Annotated in this window: 16 protein-coding genes; 9 read left to right on the top strand and 7 right to left on the bottom strand. The window is 71.4% G+C overall.

Annotated elements, in window-relative coordinates:
• Positions 1-5: 5 nt before the first annotated feature.
• The 4 genes from ACIHFB_RS14830 to ACIHFB_RS14815 are packed head-to-tail and all read right to left on the bottom strand — an operon-like array spanning position 6 to position 3934.
• On the bottom strand, positions 6-533 hold the full coding sequence (locus ACIHFB_RS14830) for an NUDIX hydrolase family protein (protein WP_365285981.1): 528 nt from the start codon (positions 531-533) through the stop codon (positions 6-8).
• A gap of 24 nt (positions 534-557) precedes the next feature.
• On the bottom strand, positions 558-1685 hold the full coding sequence (locus ACIHFB_RS14825) for an amidohydrolase family protein (protein WP_365285796.1): 1128 nt from the start codon (positions 1683-1685) through the stop codon (positions 558-560).
• A 1-nt stretch (position 1686) separates the two neighbouring features.
• On the bottom strand, positions 1687-3072 hold the full coding sequence (locus tag ACIHFB_RS14820) for a glutamine synthetase family protein (RefSeq protein WP_365285798.1): 1386 nt from the start codon (positions 3070-3072) through the stop codon (positions 1687-1689).
• 49 nt (positions 3073-3121) lie between these two features.
• The gene (locus ACIHFB_RS14815) at positions 3122-3934 is read right to left on the bottom strand and encodes an SAM-dependent methyltransferase (RefSeq protein ID WP_365285800.1); all 813 of its coding nucleotides are present in this window, start codon (positions 3932-3934) and stop codon (positions 3122-3124) included.
• Positions 3935-4192: 258 nt separating this feature from the next.
• Here ACIHFB_RS14815 and ACIHFB_RS14810 point away from each other — a divergent pair, with 258 nt between their 5' ends.
• The 8 genes from ACIHFB_RS14810 to ACIHFB_RS14775 all read left to right on the top strand — a co-directional run bounded on the left by ACIHFB_RS14810 (position 4193) and on the right by ACIHFB_RS14775 (position 12632).
• Positions 4193-5605: a cytochrome P450 gene (locus ACIHFB_RS14810; protein ID WP_365285983.1), complete on the top strand. Its 1413-nt coding sequence runs from the start codon at positions 4193-4195 to the stop codon at positions 5603-5605.
• Positions 5606-5696: 91 nt separating this feature from the next.
• Complete coding sequence (locus tag ACIHFB_RS14805) at positions 5697-6335, top strand: XRE family transcriptional regulator (protein ID WP_365285802.1); 639 nt, start codon at positions 5697-5699, stop codon at positions 6333-6335.
• Between the two features lie 45 nt (positions 6336-6380).
• Positions 6381-7718 carry a M24 family metallopeptidase gene (locus ACIHFB_RS14800; RefSeq protein WP_365285804.1) on the top strand — a complete coding sequence of 446 codons (1338 nt, stop codon included), beginning with the start codon at positions 6381-6383 and terminating at the stop codon, positions 7716-7718.
• Positions 7718-8695, top strand: coding sequence for a thiamine pyrophosphate-dependent dehydrogenase E1 component subunit alpha (locus ACIHFB_RS14795; protein WP_365285806.1), 978 nt, complete (start codon positions 7718-7720; stop codon positions 8693-8695). Before ACIHFB_RS14800 ends, ACIHFB_RS14795 begins: the two co-directional genes overlap by 1 nt.
• Positions 8683-9663 carry an alpha-ketoacid dehydrogenase subunit beta gene (locus tag ACIHFB_RS14790; protein WP_365285807.1) on the top strand — a complete coding sequence of 327 codons (981 nt, stop codon included), beginning with the start codon at positions 8683-8685 and terminating at the stop codon, positions 9661-9663. The genes ACIHFB_RS14795 and ACIHFB_RS14790 overlap by 13 nt, the downstream gene beginning before the upstream one ends.
• 22 nt (positions 9664-9685) lie before the next feature.
• Positions 9686-11065: an amidohydrolase family protein gene (locus ACIHFB_RS14785; RefSeq protein WP_400126968.1), complete on the top strand. Its 1380-nt coding sequence runs from the start codon at positions 9686-9688 to the stop codon at positions 11063-11065.
• A complete protein-coding gene (locus ACIHFB_RS14780; RefSeq protein ID WP_400126967.1) occupies positions 11062-11943 on the top strand; it encodes a cupin domain-containing protein in 882 nt (293 codons plus the stop codon). The genes ACIHFB_RS14785 and ACIHFB_RS14780 overlap by 4 nt, the downstream gene beginning before the upstream one ends.
• On the top strand, positions 11940-12632 hold the full coding sequence (locus ACIHFB_RS14775; RefSeq protein ID WP_365285813.1) for an SDR family oxidoreductase: 693 nt from the start codon (positions 11940-11942) through the stop codon (positions 12630-12632). Before ACIHFB_RS14780 ends, ACIHFB_RS14775 begins: the two co-directional genes overlap by 4 nt.
• A 24-nt stretch (positions 12633-12656) precedes the next feature.
• Here ACIHFB_RS14775 and ACIHFB_RS14770 read toward each other — a convergent pair whose 3' ends face one another.
• Both ACIHFB_RS14770 and ACIHFB_RS14765 read right to left on the bottom strand, forming a co-directional pair.
• Positions 12657-12995 (bottom strand): DUF3140 domain-containing protein, encoded by a 339-nt coding sequence (locus ACIHFB_RS14770; RefSeq protein ID WP_365285985.1) that lies wholly within the window; start codon positions 12993-12995, stop codon positions 12657-12659.
• A gap of 155 nt (positions 12996-13150) precedes the next feature.
• The gene (locus ACIHFB_RS14765; protein WP_365285987.1) at positions 13151-13408 is read right to left on the bottom strand and encodes a WhiB family transcriptional regulator; all 258 of its coding nucleotides are present in this window, start codon (positions 13406-13408) and stop codon (positions 13151-13153) included.
• 115 nt (positions 13409-13523) lie between these two features.
• Between ACIHFB_RS14765 and ACIHFB_RS14760 the strand changes: the two genes are divergently transcribed.
• On the top strand, positions 13524-14300 hold the full coding sequence (locus tag ACIHFB_RS14760; protein WP_365285815.1) for a sulfite exporter TauE/SafE family protein: 777 nt from the start codon (positions 13524-13526) through the stop codon (positions 14298-14300).
• Positions 14301-14305: 5 nt separating this feature from the next.
• Here ACIHFB_RS14760 and ACIHFB_RS14755 read toward each other — a convergent pair whose 3' ends face one another.
• Positions 14306-15679, bottom strand: a complete 1374-nt coding sequence (locus tag ACIHFB_RS14755; protein WP_365285989.1) for a hypothetical protein — start codon at positions 15677-15679, stop codon at positions 14306-14308.
• Positions 15680-15700 lie beyond the last annotated feature (21 nt).

The raw sequence follows: 15700 nt of genomic DNA, 5'->3' as shown, positions 1-15700 counted from the left end.
ACCGCTCAGATCACGCAGCCCACATGCGCCAGCGCCTGCTTCAGCAGCACCCCGTGTCCGCCCGGCATATCGCTCTGCACCGCGGGCGACAGCGCCTCCTGCGGGCTGAACCAGACGAGGTCGAGGGCGTCCTGGCGGGGCCGGCAGTCGCCGCTGACCGGGACGACGTAGGCGAGCGAGACCGCGTGCTGACGCGGGTCGTGGTACGGCGTGACGCCGTGCGTGGGGAAGTACTCGGCGACCGTGAACGGCTGGAGGGAGGTCGGGACGCGGGGCAGCGCCACCGGGCCGAGGTCCTTCTCCAGATGACGCAGGAGGGCGTCCCGCACCCGCTCGTGGTGGAGGACACGGCCGGATACCAGAGTCCGGCTGACCGTCCCGTCGGGTCCGATGCGCAGCAGCAGGCCGATGCTGGTGACTTCGCCGCTGTCGTCGATGCGTACGGGCACGGCCTCCACGTACAGGATCGGCATGCGGGCGCGCGCCGACTCGAGGTCGTCGGGGGAGAGCCAACCGGGCGTGGTTTCGGTCATGTCAGACATTGCTTGATCATACTTTCAGGAGTCGGCGGAAAACCGGTAGACCCGGCGGGCGTTGTCCCGCCCTGCCCAGCGCGCGATGCGCAGGGCGTCCGGCGGGCTCAGCTCGTCGGCGTCCACCCGGTCCTGCAACAGCCCGGCCAGCCCTTGGCGGAAGGCCAGCGCGCCGAGCAGATAGAACTCGGCCAGACCATAGGCGTCGGAGCTGTACAGCAGCTTGCGGAACGGGGTGATTTCCAGGGCCTCCTCCAGGATCGCCCGGGCCCGGACGGGCCCGACGTGGTGCAGGGTCAGCCCCACGTCGAGGTACACCTGCTCGAACACCGCCGCCAGATAGGCGGCCTGCCGCTGATACGGCCAGCAGTGCAGCAGAAGGACGGGGATCGTGCCACTCGTCAGATGCAGCCAGTCGGTCAGACGGGCGGGGTCCGCGCGGTGCAGTCGGAGGTCGTTGTCGCCGAAACCCGTGTGGAGTTGGAGGGGCAGCCCCAACTCCACGGCCGTCCACAGCAGATGGCGTACGAGAACAGGGTGATCGAGCCGGCCCTCCGAGGCGAGCCACTGACGGGCCGCCGCGGTGACCTCCGCCTCTGTCGGACGGGCCGGGTCGAGGTCGAAGCCGGTGCGGTAGGCGGCCACCGACTTCACCGCCACCACGCCCGGACGCCCTACCGCCTCCTGCGCGGCCGCGCGGAACGTGCGCGCGTACGCGTCCGGTTCGACCCCCTCGGCCGCGACCTCCTCGGCGACGGATTCCAGCCGGACCACCTCGTACGCGTCGGCTCGCGCCGCCTCGGCCAGCTCCGCCGGAGTGGTCAGCCGGTCCGGGGTGTATCCGGTGTCGACGCAGAGCACATCCGTTTGCGCGGCCGTGAGGAAACGGCGGTTCACGTCGCGGGGGCCCAGTTCGGCCCGCCGGGCCACGTACTCGTCGGCGGGTGAGTGCCGGGGGAGGTCGAGGAGGGGAGCGCAGTGGCGGCGGACGGCCACTCCGACGGGTGTGTCGAACGGGGAGCTGCCCGGCCAGGGCTCGCCCTCCGTGAGCAGGGACTCGAAGCCGTCCCGGTCGAGATCGGCGGTGGCGACGCCGTGGCAGTGGTGGTCGAACAGTGGCAGCGCGGCGAGTTCCTCGTGGACGGCGCCCATGTCAGTACTTCCAGCGGTACGCCGCCGCGATCCGCTCGTCGTCCAGTCCGGCCACCGCCGCGATCTCCCCGAGGCGTACGGCGGTCACCGCGTCGGCGAGTACCGGGCCCAGCGCGGCGCGCAGTTGTTCGTCCTTGCGGAACTCCTCGACCGACTCCGCCAGCGAGGTGGGCAGCCGGTGGACCGCCTCGCCCAGTCGCGCCGGGTCACCGGTGATCTCCTCGGGCAGGGGCGCCGACGACGTCACCCCGTCCAGTCCGGCGGCGATGACGCAGCCGAGGGCGAGATACGGGTTGGCGGCCAGATCGACCGGCTTGACCTCCAGGTTCGCCGCCTGGTCGCGCAGGCCTGCCGTGCCGGTGACGACGCGTACGGCCGCCTCGCGGGTCTCGTGGCCCCAGGTGGTGAACACCCCGGCCCACTGGGACGGTCGGAGTCGCAGACGGCTCGCCGGGCTCGGGGCGGTGACGGCCGTGAGCGCCGGCAGACGGGCCAGGATCCCGGCCGCGAAGGACTCCGCCTCGGCCGTCATGCCGTACCGGCCCGCGCCGCCGGAGTGCAGGTTCGCGCCGTCGCGCCAGGCGGAGAGGTGGATGTGGCCGCCGTTGCCGACGCCCTGCGCGAACACGGCCGGGGCGAACGAGACGACCAGCCCGTGGCGCTGCGCCACCGCCCGGACCGTCTGCCGCACCAGCACGCTGCGGTCGGCCGCCGCCACCGGGTCGAGCGCGCCCACCGAGATCTCGAACTGCCCGGCCGCGTACTCGGGATGGACCTGCTCCACATCCACGCCCTGCGCCGCGCACGCCGCGAGCAGGTCGGCCGTGTAGTCGCTCAGCTCCACCTGACGGGCCGCCCCGTACGCCGGACCCGACACCGCGGGCACGAACTCGCCGTCGGCCGTGGGACCCCGGCCCACCGCCCACTCGATCTCGATCGCCGCTCGGAAGGTGACGCCGTGCCGCTCGGCCGCGTCCGCCACGATCCGGCGCAGGAAGGTGCGGCTGCATCCGGGGTGGCGCTCGCCGTCCTGGGTGATCCGGTCGACCGGCGCCCATGCCCAACCGGGCTGCCCGGCGAGGGCGACCAGCTGATCGAGGTCGGGGTAGAGGCGCAGATCGCCGTCGGGCGAGCCGAGGACGTCGGTGGAGACGATGGAGTCGTCGGCCAGGAAGGTGTCGAAGACCGGCGACATTCCGACGCCCCAGGCCGCCGCCGAGGCGAGCTTGGCGGTGGGGACGGCCTTCACCCGGCCGATGCCCGCCGTGTCGACGTAGGCCAGCACGATGCCGTGCACACCCCGGCCGGACAGTTCCCCGCTCAGCGCCGTGGCCCGCTCGACATCGCCCGGACGTCCTCCGGGGACGGGGTCGGCAAGGGTGGTCATACGTTCTCCTCGGCGGGCTCGGCGCCCGGGTCGGGGTGGTGCGGCCACGTCAGGGTTTCACGGCCACCGCACCGAACTGCGGTACCGCGGCGGGCAGGTCGGGGCCGGCTCGCCACTGGGAGCACGGCACCATGCCCGGGTCGAGCAGCTTCAGCCCTTCCAGGAAGGCCGATATCTCGGCGCGGCTGCGGGCGGTGATCGGTGGCGTGGCGTTCTCGTTCCAGAACTTCATCGCCGGGATCTGTCCCTCGCCGCCCAGGTCGGCGTCGAAGGTGGGGTGCGTCAGGACCAGGAAGCTGCCGGAGGGGACGGCGTCCATGACGCGGCGCACGATGTCCCGGGCCTTCTCGGTGTCCAGCACGAAGTTGAGGATGCCCAGCATCATCACCGCGACGGGCCGGGTGAAGTCGAGGCTCCGTGTCGCGCGTTCGAGGATCGCGTCCGGGTCGTGGACGTCCGCGTCGATGTAGGCGGTGCCGCCCTCGGGGGTGCCGGTCAGCAGTGTGCGGGCATGGGCGAGCACGATCGGGTCGTTGTCGACGTACACGATCCGTGCCTCGGGCGCGATGCGTTGGGCGATCTCGTGCGTGTTCTCGGCCGTGGGCAGCCCGGTGCCGATGTCGAGGAACTGCCGCACCTCACCCTCGCCGGCGAGGAACCGCACCGCCCGGCCGAGGAACTCGCGGTCCGCGCGGGCGATGTCCCGGATCACCGGGAACATCGTGGCGACCTGTGCCCCGACCTGCTGGTCGACCTCGTAGTTGTCCTTGCCGCCGATCCAGTAGTTCCACACGCGCGCGTTGTGCGCCACGGAGGTGTTCAGCCTCGGCGAACTGCCCGGCGTGGTCTGGCTCTCGCTCACGACTCTGCTCCTTCGCGCGCCCGCGGCCGTCGCCGCCATTGTGCCGTCCGATGATCAGCATGTCCCGGAAACGGCCCCAGCAGAAGGGCGCGTGACGGGGCCCGGCGGAACGTCGGTCGGGCTCGCTCCGACGTCGTTGCTACCGACGAGTACCCTCGTCGCGTGACGCGTGGGGTGCCTGAGGTGGCGTCCCCCGCGATCCGCATCCACGCACAGGGCGAAGCCGCTGCAAGCGGTGTCGAAGGGGGCGGCAGCACCATGGAATTCCATCTGGTCGAGGAGGAGCCGGCGCACGGCGGTGCGCGGTTGGAGGACCTGGCCGCGGAACCCCTGCTGACCCGGGACTACGAGACACGGCCCGCGCTCGTCTACGAGCGGCTGCGACAGCGCCACGGCCCGGTCGCCCCGGTCGACCTGCTGGGCGTGCCTGCATGGCTCGTGCTGGGCTACCGAGAGTCGCTCCAGGTGCTGCACGACGACGCCGGCTGGCCCAAGGGCCTGGAGAACTGGCGGGCCCGGTCGGAGGGCCGGGTGCCCGCCGACTGGCCGCTCGCGCCCTCCCTGGAGGTCAACCATGTGCTGATCCAGGGTGGTTCGGGCCACCGCACGCTGCGCACCGCCTGGGACGCCGCCCTGAGGCCGTTCCAGGACCCGCGCCAACCGCAGGCCAAGCGGCTGAAGGCGGCCGTGACGACCTACGCCGACGATCTGATCACCCTGCTCGCCCAGGGCGGCGGCACGGGCCTGGCCGACCTGTCGGCGCAGTTCTCCCGTCCACTCCCGCTGATGGCGGCGAGCCATCTGCTCGGGTTCCCCGGCTCGCAGGCCGACGACGCCCTGATGGACATGTGGCGGGTGCTGGACGCGGGCCCGGATGCCGAACCCGCCCTGGCGCGGCTGCTGGAGACGCTCACGGAGCTGGCCGCCGCGAAGAAGGAGCAACCGGGCGACGACTTCCCCTCCCTGCTGCTGGCCGCCCATCCGGACCTCTCGGTCGACGAGCTCGCCCGGGAGCTGTTCATGCTGCTCGGCATGACCTCCGACCACGTCGGCATCCTCATCTCCAACACCGTGGTCGAAGTGATCTCCGGTGAACGTGAGGGCGGAGTGCGCACGGTCCTGTCCGCCGGGATGGTCCGGGAGACCATGAACCGGGTGGTGATGCGCAAGCCGCCGCTGGTCAACTTCGTGCCGAGGTTCGCGTCCGCGGACATGCGGCTCGGGGACTACACCATCCGGGCCGGGGACCCCGTCTGGGTCTCCGCCGCCGCCGCGCACGCCGACCCCGTGTTCGCCGGGCAGACCGCACCGGGCTCCTCCACCATCAGCAGCCGGGCGCACCTGTCCTGGGGGGCGGGCCCTCGTCAGTGCCCGGCCCGCGAACTGGCCTCGACGATCGCCTCGGCGGGCGTGAGCCGTGTCTTCGAACGGTTCGCGCACCTGGAGCTCGCCCTCCCGGTCGACCAACTGCCGTGGCGCTCCTCGCCGTTCATGCGGGGGCTGCGCTCGCTGCCGGTGCGCTACGAACTCGCCGCGCAGACCGCGCGCTATGTGCCGGCTGCGCCCCCGGAAGCCGCGGCGCCCGTGGCGGACGCAGCAGCGGACCAGGCCATCCGTCGGCGATCGTCGCTGTGGCGCTACCTGGCCGGGCTGATCCGCCCGGGCGGCTGACCGCGGGGCAGGATCCGGGCCGCCCTGGCGTTGTGCCCACCGTTGGCTGTTCAATGAAACTGCACATGTACAGCCAGGAGAGGAGCCGTCCGTGTCACCAGCCGCCGCCCCGCCCGTCGGTGCGCGTATCCGGCAGGCGCGTCAGGACCGCGGGCTGAGCCTGCGTGCCCTGGCCCGGGAGATCGGGGTGTCGGCGAGCCTGGTGTCGCAGATCGAGACGGGCAAGAGCCAGCCGTCCGTCAGCACGCTGTACGCGATCACGACAGCTCTCGGCATCTCCGTCGAGTCCCTCTTCGAGGCACGGGAATCCGCACCCCAGGGCGCGGCCGCCGCCGGCCCCGGCACTGTCCTGCACGCCCTCGCCGCCTTCGCCGCCGACCCGGGCCGCCGTATCGGTCCGCTGGTCACGCCGGAGGAGCGGGAGACGCTGGAGCTGGACTCCGGGGTGGTGTGGGAGCGTCTCGGCCATGTGCCCGGCGCGGATGTCGACTACCTGATGGTGACCTACCGGCCCGGTGGCTCCTCCTCCAGTTCCGGCGGCCTGATGCGGCACGCGGGCAGCGAGTACGGGTATCTGACCTCGGGCGAACTCGTCCTCACCCTCGGTTTCGACGAGTACACGCTGCGCCCCGGCGACGCCGTGTGCTTCGAGTCGACGACCCCGCACCGCTACCGCAACGATGGAGGGGAACCGGCCGTCGGCGTATGGTGTGTGTTCAGTAGTACTTGACACTTCCGGCGGGCAGTCGTTCACTCCGAATCGGGGGTGGTCGCCATGGCGATCCGCACATTCGGGCCCAATGCCGTCGACTGGGAAGAGCGCGTCGACCTGGACCGGCTGCGCAGACAGCGCCTGTCCCGGCTGAACGATCAGCTGAACCGCTCCGAGCTCGGTGCGCTGCTGACGTTCGACTTCGCCAACATCCGCTATATGACGGCCACGCACATCGGCACCTGGGCGATGGACAAGCTGATCCGCTTCGCCCTGCTGACCCGCGGCGGTGAGCCCGTCGTCTGGGACTTCGGCTCCGCCGCCCGCCACCACCAGCTCTACAACCCCTGGCTGGACTACAGCGACGGCAAGGGCGGCCCGCCCACCGGCGCCCGCGCCGGCATCTCCACCCTCCGCGGCGCCTTCCACCCGGACGCGGGGATAGCCGAGGACGTCGCCCGGAAGATCGCCGCGGAGCTGCGCGAGCACGGCCTGGCCCAGGAACCCCTCGGCGTCGACGTCGCCGAGATGCCCGTCCTCGCCGCCCTGCGCGCCGAGGGCATCGACGTCGTCGACGGCCAGCAGGTCTTCCTGGAGGCCCGCCGCCTCAAGACCGGCGACGAGATCTCCCTGCTCACCCAGGCCTGCGCGATGGTCGACGCGGCGTACGAGGAGCTGTACGGCTATCTGCGCCCCGGCGTGCGGGAGAACGAATGCGTCGGCGTGGTCAGCAAGGTCCTCTACGACCTCGGCAGCGAGTACGTCGAGGGCGTCAACGCCATCTCCGGCGAGCGCTGTTCACCGCACCCGCACGTCTACAGCGACCGTCTGATCCGCCCCGGCGACCCCGCCTTCTTCGACATCCTGCACAGCCACCTCGGCTACCGCACCTGCTACTACCGCACCTTCGCCGTCGGCAGCGCCTCCCGCGCCCAGCGCGACGCCTACGTCCGTTGCCGCCAGTACATGGACGAGGCGATCTCCCTGGTCCGGCCGGGCGCCACCACCGCCGACATCGTCCAGGTCTGGCCGCGCGCCGAGGAGTTCGGCTTCGCCGACGAGACGGCCGCCTTCGCCCTCCAGTACGGCCACGGCGTCGGCCTGTCCATCTGGGAGAAGCCCATCTTCAGCCGTCTGGTCTCCCTCGACCACCCCGAAGTCCTCGAAGAGGGCATGGTGTTCGCGCTGGAGACCTACTGGCCCGCCGCCGACGGCTGGTCCGCCGCCCGGATCGAGGAGGAGCTGGTCGTCACGGCCGACGGCTGTGAGGTCATCACCAAGTTCCCGGCGGAGGAACTGCTGGTGGCGGGACGCAAGTACTGGACGGTCGGCGGTGAGCTCAACACCCGGCGTGAGGCGCAGTCCCACCTCAACACCGGCTTCGCGGACGGAACGCGCTGATGGACGCGGTCGAACTCCTCACCCGGTACGAGCAGATGGCCGTCATCCGGCGCACCGAGAAGGCCGCCCACGACCTCTTCCTGTCCGGCCTGGTCAAGGGCACCACCCATCTCGCGGCCGGGCACGAGGCGATCGCCGTCGGCGCGAGTGCCGCCCTGCGCGCGGACGACTACGTCTTCGCCACCTACCGCGGCCACCACCACGCGCTGGCCCGGGGCGCCACGCCCGAGGAGTGCCTGGCCGAACTCATGAGCCGGGCCACGGGGTTGTGCGGCGGCAAGGGCGGCTCCATGCACCTCACCAAGGCGTCCACCGGCATGCTCGGCTCCTACGCGATCGTCGGCGCCCATCTCCCGATGGCGGTCGGCGCCGCCTGGTCGGCCCGTATGCGCGGCACCGGACAACTCGCGGTCGCCTTCTTCGGTGACGGCGCCACCAACATCGGTGCCTTTCACGAGGCGCTCAACCTGGCCGCCGTATGGAAACTGCCGGTGCTGTTCGTGTGCGAGAACAACCTGTACATGGAGTACACGCCGATCGCCGACGTCACGGCGGTGGCCCGCCCGGCAGCCGACCGGGCGCCCGCGTACGGCATTCCCGGTGAGGTCGTCGACGGCAACGACGTCGTCGCCGTCCAGGAGACGGTCGCGCGTCTCGCCCGGCGGGCCCGGGCAGGAGACGGGCCCGCCCTGCTGGAGGCCGAGACCTACCGGCACTACGGGCACAGCCGCGCCGACCCGGCCGCCTACCGTCCGGCCGAGGAGGTCGAACGCTGGCTCAAGCACGACCCGTTGGACCTCGCGCGCGGCCGGCTGGTCGAGCTGGGTGTGGCCGAGGAGACGGTCGCCGAGGCCGACGCACGCGCGCATGACGTGGTGGAGCGGGCGGTCGAGGCGGCGAAGGCGGCGCCCGCGCCGGATCCGGACACCGCGCTCACCGACGTATGGGCGGACGGGGGTGCCGCATGGCGGACGTGATCACTTACCGGGAGGCCGTCGCCGAGGGCATCGCGCGGGAGATGCGGCGCGACCCGGCGGTGGTGTGCCTCGGGGAGGACATCGGCGAGGCCGGCGGGGTCTTCAAGACGACCGTGGGGCTGCTCAAGGAGTTCGGACCCGAGCGGGTGTGGGACACGCCCATCTCGGAACAGGCCATCGTGGGCGCGGCGATGGGCGCCGCGATGACCGGGATGCGGCCGGTCGCGGAGATCATGTTCTCGGACTTCCTGGCCTGCTGCTGGGACTACCTCGCCAACGAGATACCCAAGGTCCGCTATATGACGGGCGGTCAGGTCACCGTGCCCCTCGTCGTGCGCACCGCCAACGGCGGCGGGCTCGGCTTCGGTGCGCAGCACTCGCAGGCCACCGAGAACTGGGCGCTGACGGTCCCCGGGCTGAAGATCGCGGCACCTTCGACGCCCGCGGACGTGATCGGCATGATGGCGGCGGCGATCCGCAGCGACGACCCCGTGGTCTTCTTCGAGCACAAGGGGCTGCTGGCCACCAAGGGAGCGCCCGCGCCGCCCGGGCACGAGGTCGAGCTGGGCCGCGCGGCCGTCGTACGCGAAGGCGCCGACGTGACGCTCGTGGCGCTCGCCTCGATGGTGCCGGTGGCACTGAAGGCCGCCGAACGGCTCGCGGCGGAGGGCATCGACGCGGACGTCGTCGACCTGCGCTGTCTCGTCCCGCTGGACGTCGCCACCGTACTCGCCTCCCTCGCCAGGACCTCGCGGCTCGTGACCGTCGAGGAGAACCCGTATCAGGGCGGATGGGGCGCCACCCTCGTGTCGGTCGTCGCCGACGAGGGATTCGGTCTGCTGGACGCTCCCGTGCGGCGAGTGGCGGGGGAGTGCGTTCCCCTGCCGTTCGCGGACGCGCTGGAGGAGCGGGTGATCCCCACCGTCGACAAGGTCGTGACGGCGGTCCGGACGCTCGCCGCGTATTGAACACCCCAAGGGAGGAAGGGCGATGACCAACCGGATGCTCCTTCGCGCCGGCCACGTGATCTCGATGGATCCCGCCATCGGGGACCTGCCGACGGGTGACGTTCTCATCGAGGACGGACAGATCGTGGCCGTGCAACCGAAGATCGACGCGGACGCAGCGGTCCTCGACATGACCGGCCGCATCGTGTTCCCCGGCTTCGTCGACTCGCACCGGCACACCTGGGAGGCCTCGATCCGCGGCAGCGCGCCCGATGCCACCCTGGACGACTACTTCGTCGACATCCTCGACACCTTCGCACCCCTCTACACACCCGAGGACGTCTACGCGGCCAACCTCGCCGGCGCCCTGGAATGCCTGAACGCGGGCATCACCACGGTCGTCGACTGGTCCCACATCAACAACACTCCCGACCACCCCGACGCCGCCGTCCAGGCCCTCACCGAGACCGGCATCCGCGCCCAGTACGCCTACGGCAGCGCCAACACCTCCCTCGCCGACTACTGGTTCGAGAGCAAGATCGCGATCCCGGGCGAGGACGTACGACGCGTCCGCGACCGCTACTTCACCTCCGACGACGGCCTGCTCACCCTCGCCCTCGCCACCCGCGGCCCCGGTTTCTGCGTCAACGACGTCGTCACCGCCGAGTGGAGGCTCGCCCGCGAGCTGGGCATCCCGATCACCGTGCATGTGTCCATGGGCCGCCTCGCGGGCCGGTTCGGCATGGTCCAGCAGCTCAACGACCTCGACCTGCTGGGCCCCGACACCACGTACATCCACTGCTGCCATCTCAGCGAGGACGAGTGGCGGATGGTCGCCGACAGCGGCGGTACGGTGTCGATCGCGCCGCAGGTGGAAACGCAGATGGGGCACGGCTGGCCGCCCGTGATGAAGGCGATCGAGCACGGACTGCGGCCGTCCTTGAGCATCGACGTCGTCACCACCGTGCCCGGCGACATGTTCACCCAGATCCGCGCGGCCTTCGGCGCCGAACGCGCCCGGGTCAACGCCGAGTGCTGGCAGGCGGACACCCCGGTTCCCGACACGATGCTGACCGCCCGCCGGATGCTGGAGCTGGCCACGCTCAACGGCGCACACGTCGCAGGCGTCGAGCACCGCACCGGCTCCCTGACCCCCGGCAAGCGCGCAGACGTCGTCGCGATCGACGCCACCGCGCTGAACGTCGCGCCCGTCCATGACGCGGTCTCCGCGGTGACGCTGTGCGCGGATGTCTCCAACGTGGACACCGTCCTCGTCGACGGTGTGATCCACAAGCGCGACGGCAAGCTGTCGGCCGACACCGGACGGGCGCGCCGACTCGTCGAGGAGTCCCGTGACCGGCTGCTTGCCGCGAAGGCGACGAAGGCGGCGAATACGGCGAATACGGCGAAGGCGGAGGCATGAGCACACATCTGGTGCGCCGCGCCGCCGACGAGCCGCCGTCGCCGTACGACGACCTCGGCTACCGGCGGCGCACGCTGGTCGGGGAGGAGGACGGCAGCGTGCACACCGGTTTCGGCGTCTGCGAGTTGCGGCCCGACGGGGCGGTCGGCGCCCAGGTGCATTCGTACGAGGAGAGCTTCCACATCCTCGACGGAACGGTGATCCTGGACGTGCCGGACGGGTCGTATCTCCTGGAGGAGGGCGACTACGGGCTCCTCGCGACCGGCGTCCCGCACGCCTGGCGCGGCGCCGGCGACACCGTCGCACGCTGGGCCGACATGCTCGCGCCGGTGCCGCGGGCACGCTACGGCCACGACACCCAGCAGGTGCCCGCGCTGCCCGGCCGCGACCCGGTCCGTATCGACGTCCGTGATCCGCGCACCCGGTCGTTCGGACACTTCGAGCCCGAGCACATGGACCCGGGGAAACAGTCCCAGGACCTCCTCGCTGTCTCGGCGAGCATGCGCACCGCACTGCTTCTCTACAGCGGTATCACCGTGAAGATGATGGTCGACAGCGATCTGGGCGCGGTCGCCTCGACGATGTTCATGGTGCGGTACGCACCGGACGGCGCCGCGGGCAGCCACGACCATCCCTTCGAGGAGACGTATCTGATCCTCGAAGGGACCGTGGACGCCACCTTCGACGGCGAGCGGTACCGGCTGGGGCCGGGCGACACGGCCTGGGCGGGGGCCGGTTGCGTGCACGGATTCGCGGGCGCCGGTCAGGGGCCGGTGCGTTGGCTGGAGACACAGGCACCGCAGCCGCCGCCCCGGCACTCCTACCGGTTCAGCCGGGACTGGGAGTACCTGCGTACGGCACTGGAGGAGGGGTCATGAGCAGTGTGCTCGTCGTCGGCGGCACGTCGGGCATCGGCCGCGCGTTCGCCCGGCTGCGTGCGGAGCGCGGGGACGAGGTCGTCCTCACCGGCCGCGACGCCCACCGCGCCGACACGGTGGCCAAGGAGGTCGGCGCGGCCCGCGGGCTCGCCCTCGACCTGTCCCGGCCGCACGAGATCGCCGCGGCGCTGGCCGGTGCCGGGCGCGTCGACCATCTGGTGCTCGCCGGGGTCTCCCGCGACGACAACCGGGTGGACGAGTACGACATCGACGCCGCGCTGAGCCTGGTCACGCTCAAGCTGGTCGGCTACACGGAGGTCGTGCACGCGCTGCGGCCCCGGCTGCACGACGACAGCGCCATCGTGCTGTTCGGCGGACAGGCCAAGGAGCGGCCCTATCCGGGGGCCACGACGGTGGCGGCCGTCAACTCCGGGATGACCGGCCTGATGCGCACCCTCGCCGTCCAGCTCGCCCCCGTCCGCGTCAACGCCGTGCATCCCGGAGTCGTGGGCGACAGCCCGTACTGGCTGGCCAAACCGGAGAGGGTGCTGGCGGCCCTGCGCGCCGAGACCCCCACCGGACAACTGGCCACGATGGCGGACGTCGCGGACGCCGTGGACTTCCTGCTGCGCAACCGATCCGTCAACGCGGCGGAGTTGAGTGTCGACGGGGGCTGGCTGCTGGGCTGAGGACTGACTTCCCGGCTTCCCGGCTCATGCCTTGAGCGGGTCGTGGCCGACGGTCATCAGCCGGTGCCGGCGGCGGGTCTCCTCGGCCTCGGCCTCGGGCTCGTTCTCGAGCTCCGCCTCTTCCTCCACCGCGTCCACCACCTCGTACATCACCCGGACGTCGTCGTCCGTGAGGTCGGTGCGGCGCTTCTGGAGGATCGCCAGCACATGCTGCCCGGTCGGCGAACCGGCGTGCTCCGGCAGCGGTTCGCTCTCCTCGTCGGCGTCACTGACCCTGAGCCAGGCTGCCAGCTCCTGCGAGGTCATGTTCACCACGCGGTGGAACTCCTCCCACAGCGCGTCGAGTTCAAGGGCGTCGGTCATCATGCGCCTCCTCCCTGCGTGCTCTCGGGGACCCCCGGCGCAGCAGTGCGCCTGCTTCCCGATCAGCGAGAGCCCGAGCTGATCCACGAGGGTGGTCTGGAACGCCTCTCCGGCGATCGTGCGGGCCGGTTCGGGCGGCGTGCTCTGCACGACGGTCATGGGGTGCTCCTCCTTACGGCATGGCGTTTGCCGGTACGGAGCAGTCGTCGGCGTTCCTCCTCGCCGGTGCCGCCCCAGACGCCCGAGGTCTGGCCGTTGTCCAGCGCCCAGGTGAGGCACTCGTCGGCGACGGGGCAGCGGGCGCAGACGCGTTTGGCCTCCGCGACGTCCCGCAGCGCCGGTCCGGACGTACCCACCGGGAAGAACAGCTCGGGGTCCTCTCCTACGCAGGCGGCATTGATCAACCACTCCATGCGGGCGCGGGTGCCCAGGGCGAACCGGCGCAAACGCGGCACTCTTCAACGCCGGGACCATAAGGCGAGACGGTCCTTACGGCCACGGTTAGCTGCAACTAGCATCGGTCTCCGCATGGACACGATGACGCTCTGGCACATAACCGGCTGGGAGTTCGCCGCCCTCGCCGCGGCGGCTCTCCTCGTCGGCTTCTCGAAGACCGCGGTGAGCGGCGCCAACACGGTGAGCCTCGCGATCTTCGCGGCGGTACTGCCGGCCCGCGCCTCCACCGGCATACTGCTGCCGATCCTGATCGCCGGCGACGTGCTCGCCGTCCTCACCTACCGGCGGCACGCCCACTGGCCCACGCTGTGGCGGCTGTTCCCGGCGGTCGCCGCGGGCGTCGTCGGCGGCACGCTCTTCCTGGTGTGGGCGGACGACGCGATCGTACGGACGTCGATCGGGGCGATCCTGCTGCTGATGGCCGGGGTGACGCTCTGGCGACGGCGCAAGTCCGGCGCGGACGCGGAGGAGCCGGACTCGATCGCCACCCGCTCCGGGCGGATCAAGGCCCGCTCGTACGGCGTCCTCGGCGGCTTCACCACGATGGTCGCCAACGCGGGCGGTCCGGTGATGTCGATGTACCTCCTCTCCGCGGGCTTCCGGAAGCTCGGCTTCCTGGGCACCTCCGCCTTCTTCTTCCTGATCGTCAACGTGTCCAAGGTGCCCTTCAGCGTCGGCCTCGGCCTGATCGACGGCAACTCACTGCTCCTGGACGCCGCGCTCGTCGCGTTCGTCGTGCCCGGGGCGATCCTCGGCAAATGGGCCGTGGACCGGATCAACCAGCGGCTGTTCGAGCAGCTGGTCATCGCCGCGACAGTGCTGGGCGGCCTGCAACTGCTGCTGCGCTGATGTCGTCAGGGGGCGATCCCGACACCCTCGATTCTGCTCCAGGCCTTCTCCTGGGCGGCCGTCATGGCAGGCCACCGCAGCCCGCCCGGACGGGGTTCCACACGCGAGGCGTACGACGAAGGGCGGAAGTCCGGATCGTAGAAGCAGCCGGTGGCGTACGTCCGGTCGAAGGCGGCGCACGCCTTCGCGACCGACTGCGGGCTCGGCTTCTTCCCGGTGCGCACCCAGCTGTCCAGAGCGGCGATGGAGTTGGCGTACTCGGCGTCGCTCAGCTCGCTGTGCTCCCGCTCCCGCGTGAACGTCTGCACCAGGTACCGGTCCCGATGGGCGCCCTTCAGGGTGTCCCGGTACGCCGCCTCGTGCTCGACGAACGCCGTCGGGTCGTCGATCGCGTGCATGGTCAGTACGGGGATCGTGACCTTGCCGGTGAGGTCGCTGTCGTACGACAGGTCGCGCACGGCGGACGGATCGGCCGTGAACCGCTCGACGCCGGCGTTGAGCGCCGCGTCGTCGTGCGAGCCGGAGTACCGCACGCCCTGGTTGCCGAACGGATTCCGGTCGGCGAGCCGGCTGTGCACGATGTCGCGGAAGGTGAACGTCGCGAACCGCAGATGCGACTCCAGGGTGCGCTCCGGAATGTTCGTGACGGCCAGGATGTCGTCGAGATTCCGCTGCTGAAGTTCGGTCCGCTCCTCGGGGGCGGACGTGTAGCCGGTGCACTCCTGCAACCGCGCCCGCAGCCCTGCCGCCGTCATGGTCGAGTCGGCGCGCAAGCCCTGCCACAACGGGTACTGGGGTTCGCTCGGGCGGGGGTGGTTCTGGCAGTAGTACTGGTAGACCACGCGCAGGTCGACGCGGTAGTCGTAGCCGCGGGAGCCGCCCGCGAGGACACCGTTGGTGAGCAGCGCACCGTCGTACGGCCCGCGTCGGGTGCCGTACGTCTCGACGACCTTGGCGGCGACGTCCCCGCCCCACGACTGGCCGTGCACATAGGTCCGCCGCGGCTCACCGAACTCCCGGACGAACAGCCGTCGTACGTTCTCGGTGTCCTCGGCGGCCATCCGCGTGCCGTAACCGCCGCGGCGATACGACGAGCCCGCCCAGGCGTATCCCTCGTCGACCATCACCGACCAGCGGCCCAGGTCGTCGAGGCTGCGGGCGGGGTCGGAGCCGGTGCCGAGGTCCGGGCCGCCGTGCGCGTGGACGACGAGCGAGCCGTTCCAGTCGTCGGGGACGGCGATCGCGTAGTAGGCGCCCTGGGAGTCCTGGCCCGTGTAGCAGGTGGCCCGGTCGGCGAGGTCGGACGGGCAGTCGACGGGGGCCGGCTGCGGCGGGCCGGCCTGGGCGGGCGTCGCGGTGGTCAGCGTGCCGACCCCCATCAGCAACAGACAGGCGGCGAG

It is taken from the genome of Streptomyces sp. NPDC051963 (genome assembly GCF_044593495.1).
GTDB lineage: Bacteria > Actinomycetota > Actinomycetes > Streptomycetales > Streptomycetaceae > Streptomyces.
Note: the sequence above shows the minus strand (reverse complement) of the source record. Positions and strands in the feature narration are given on the sequence as shown.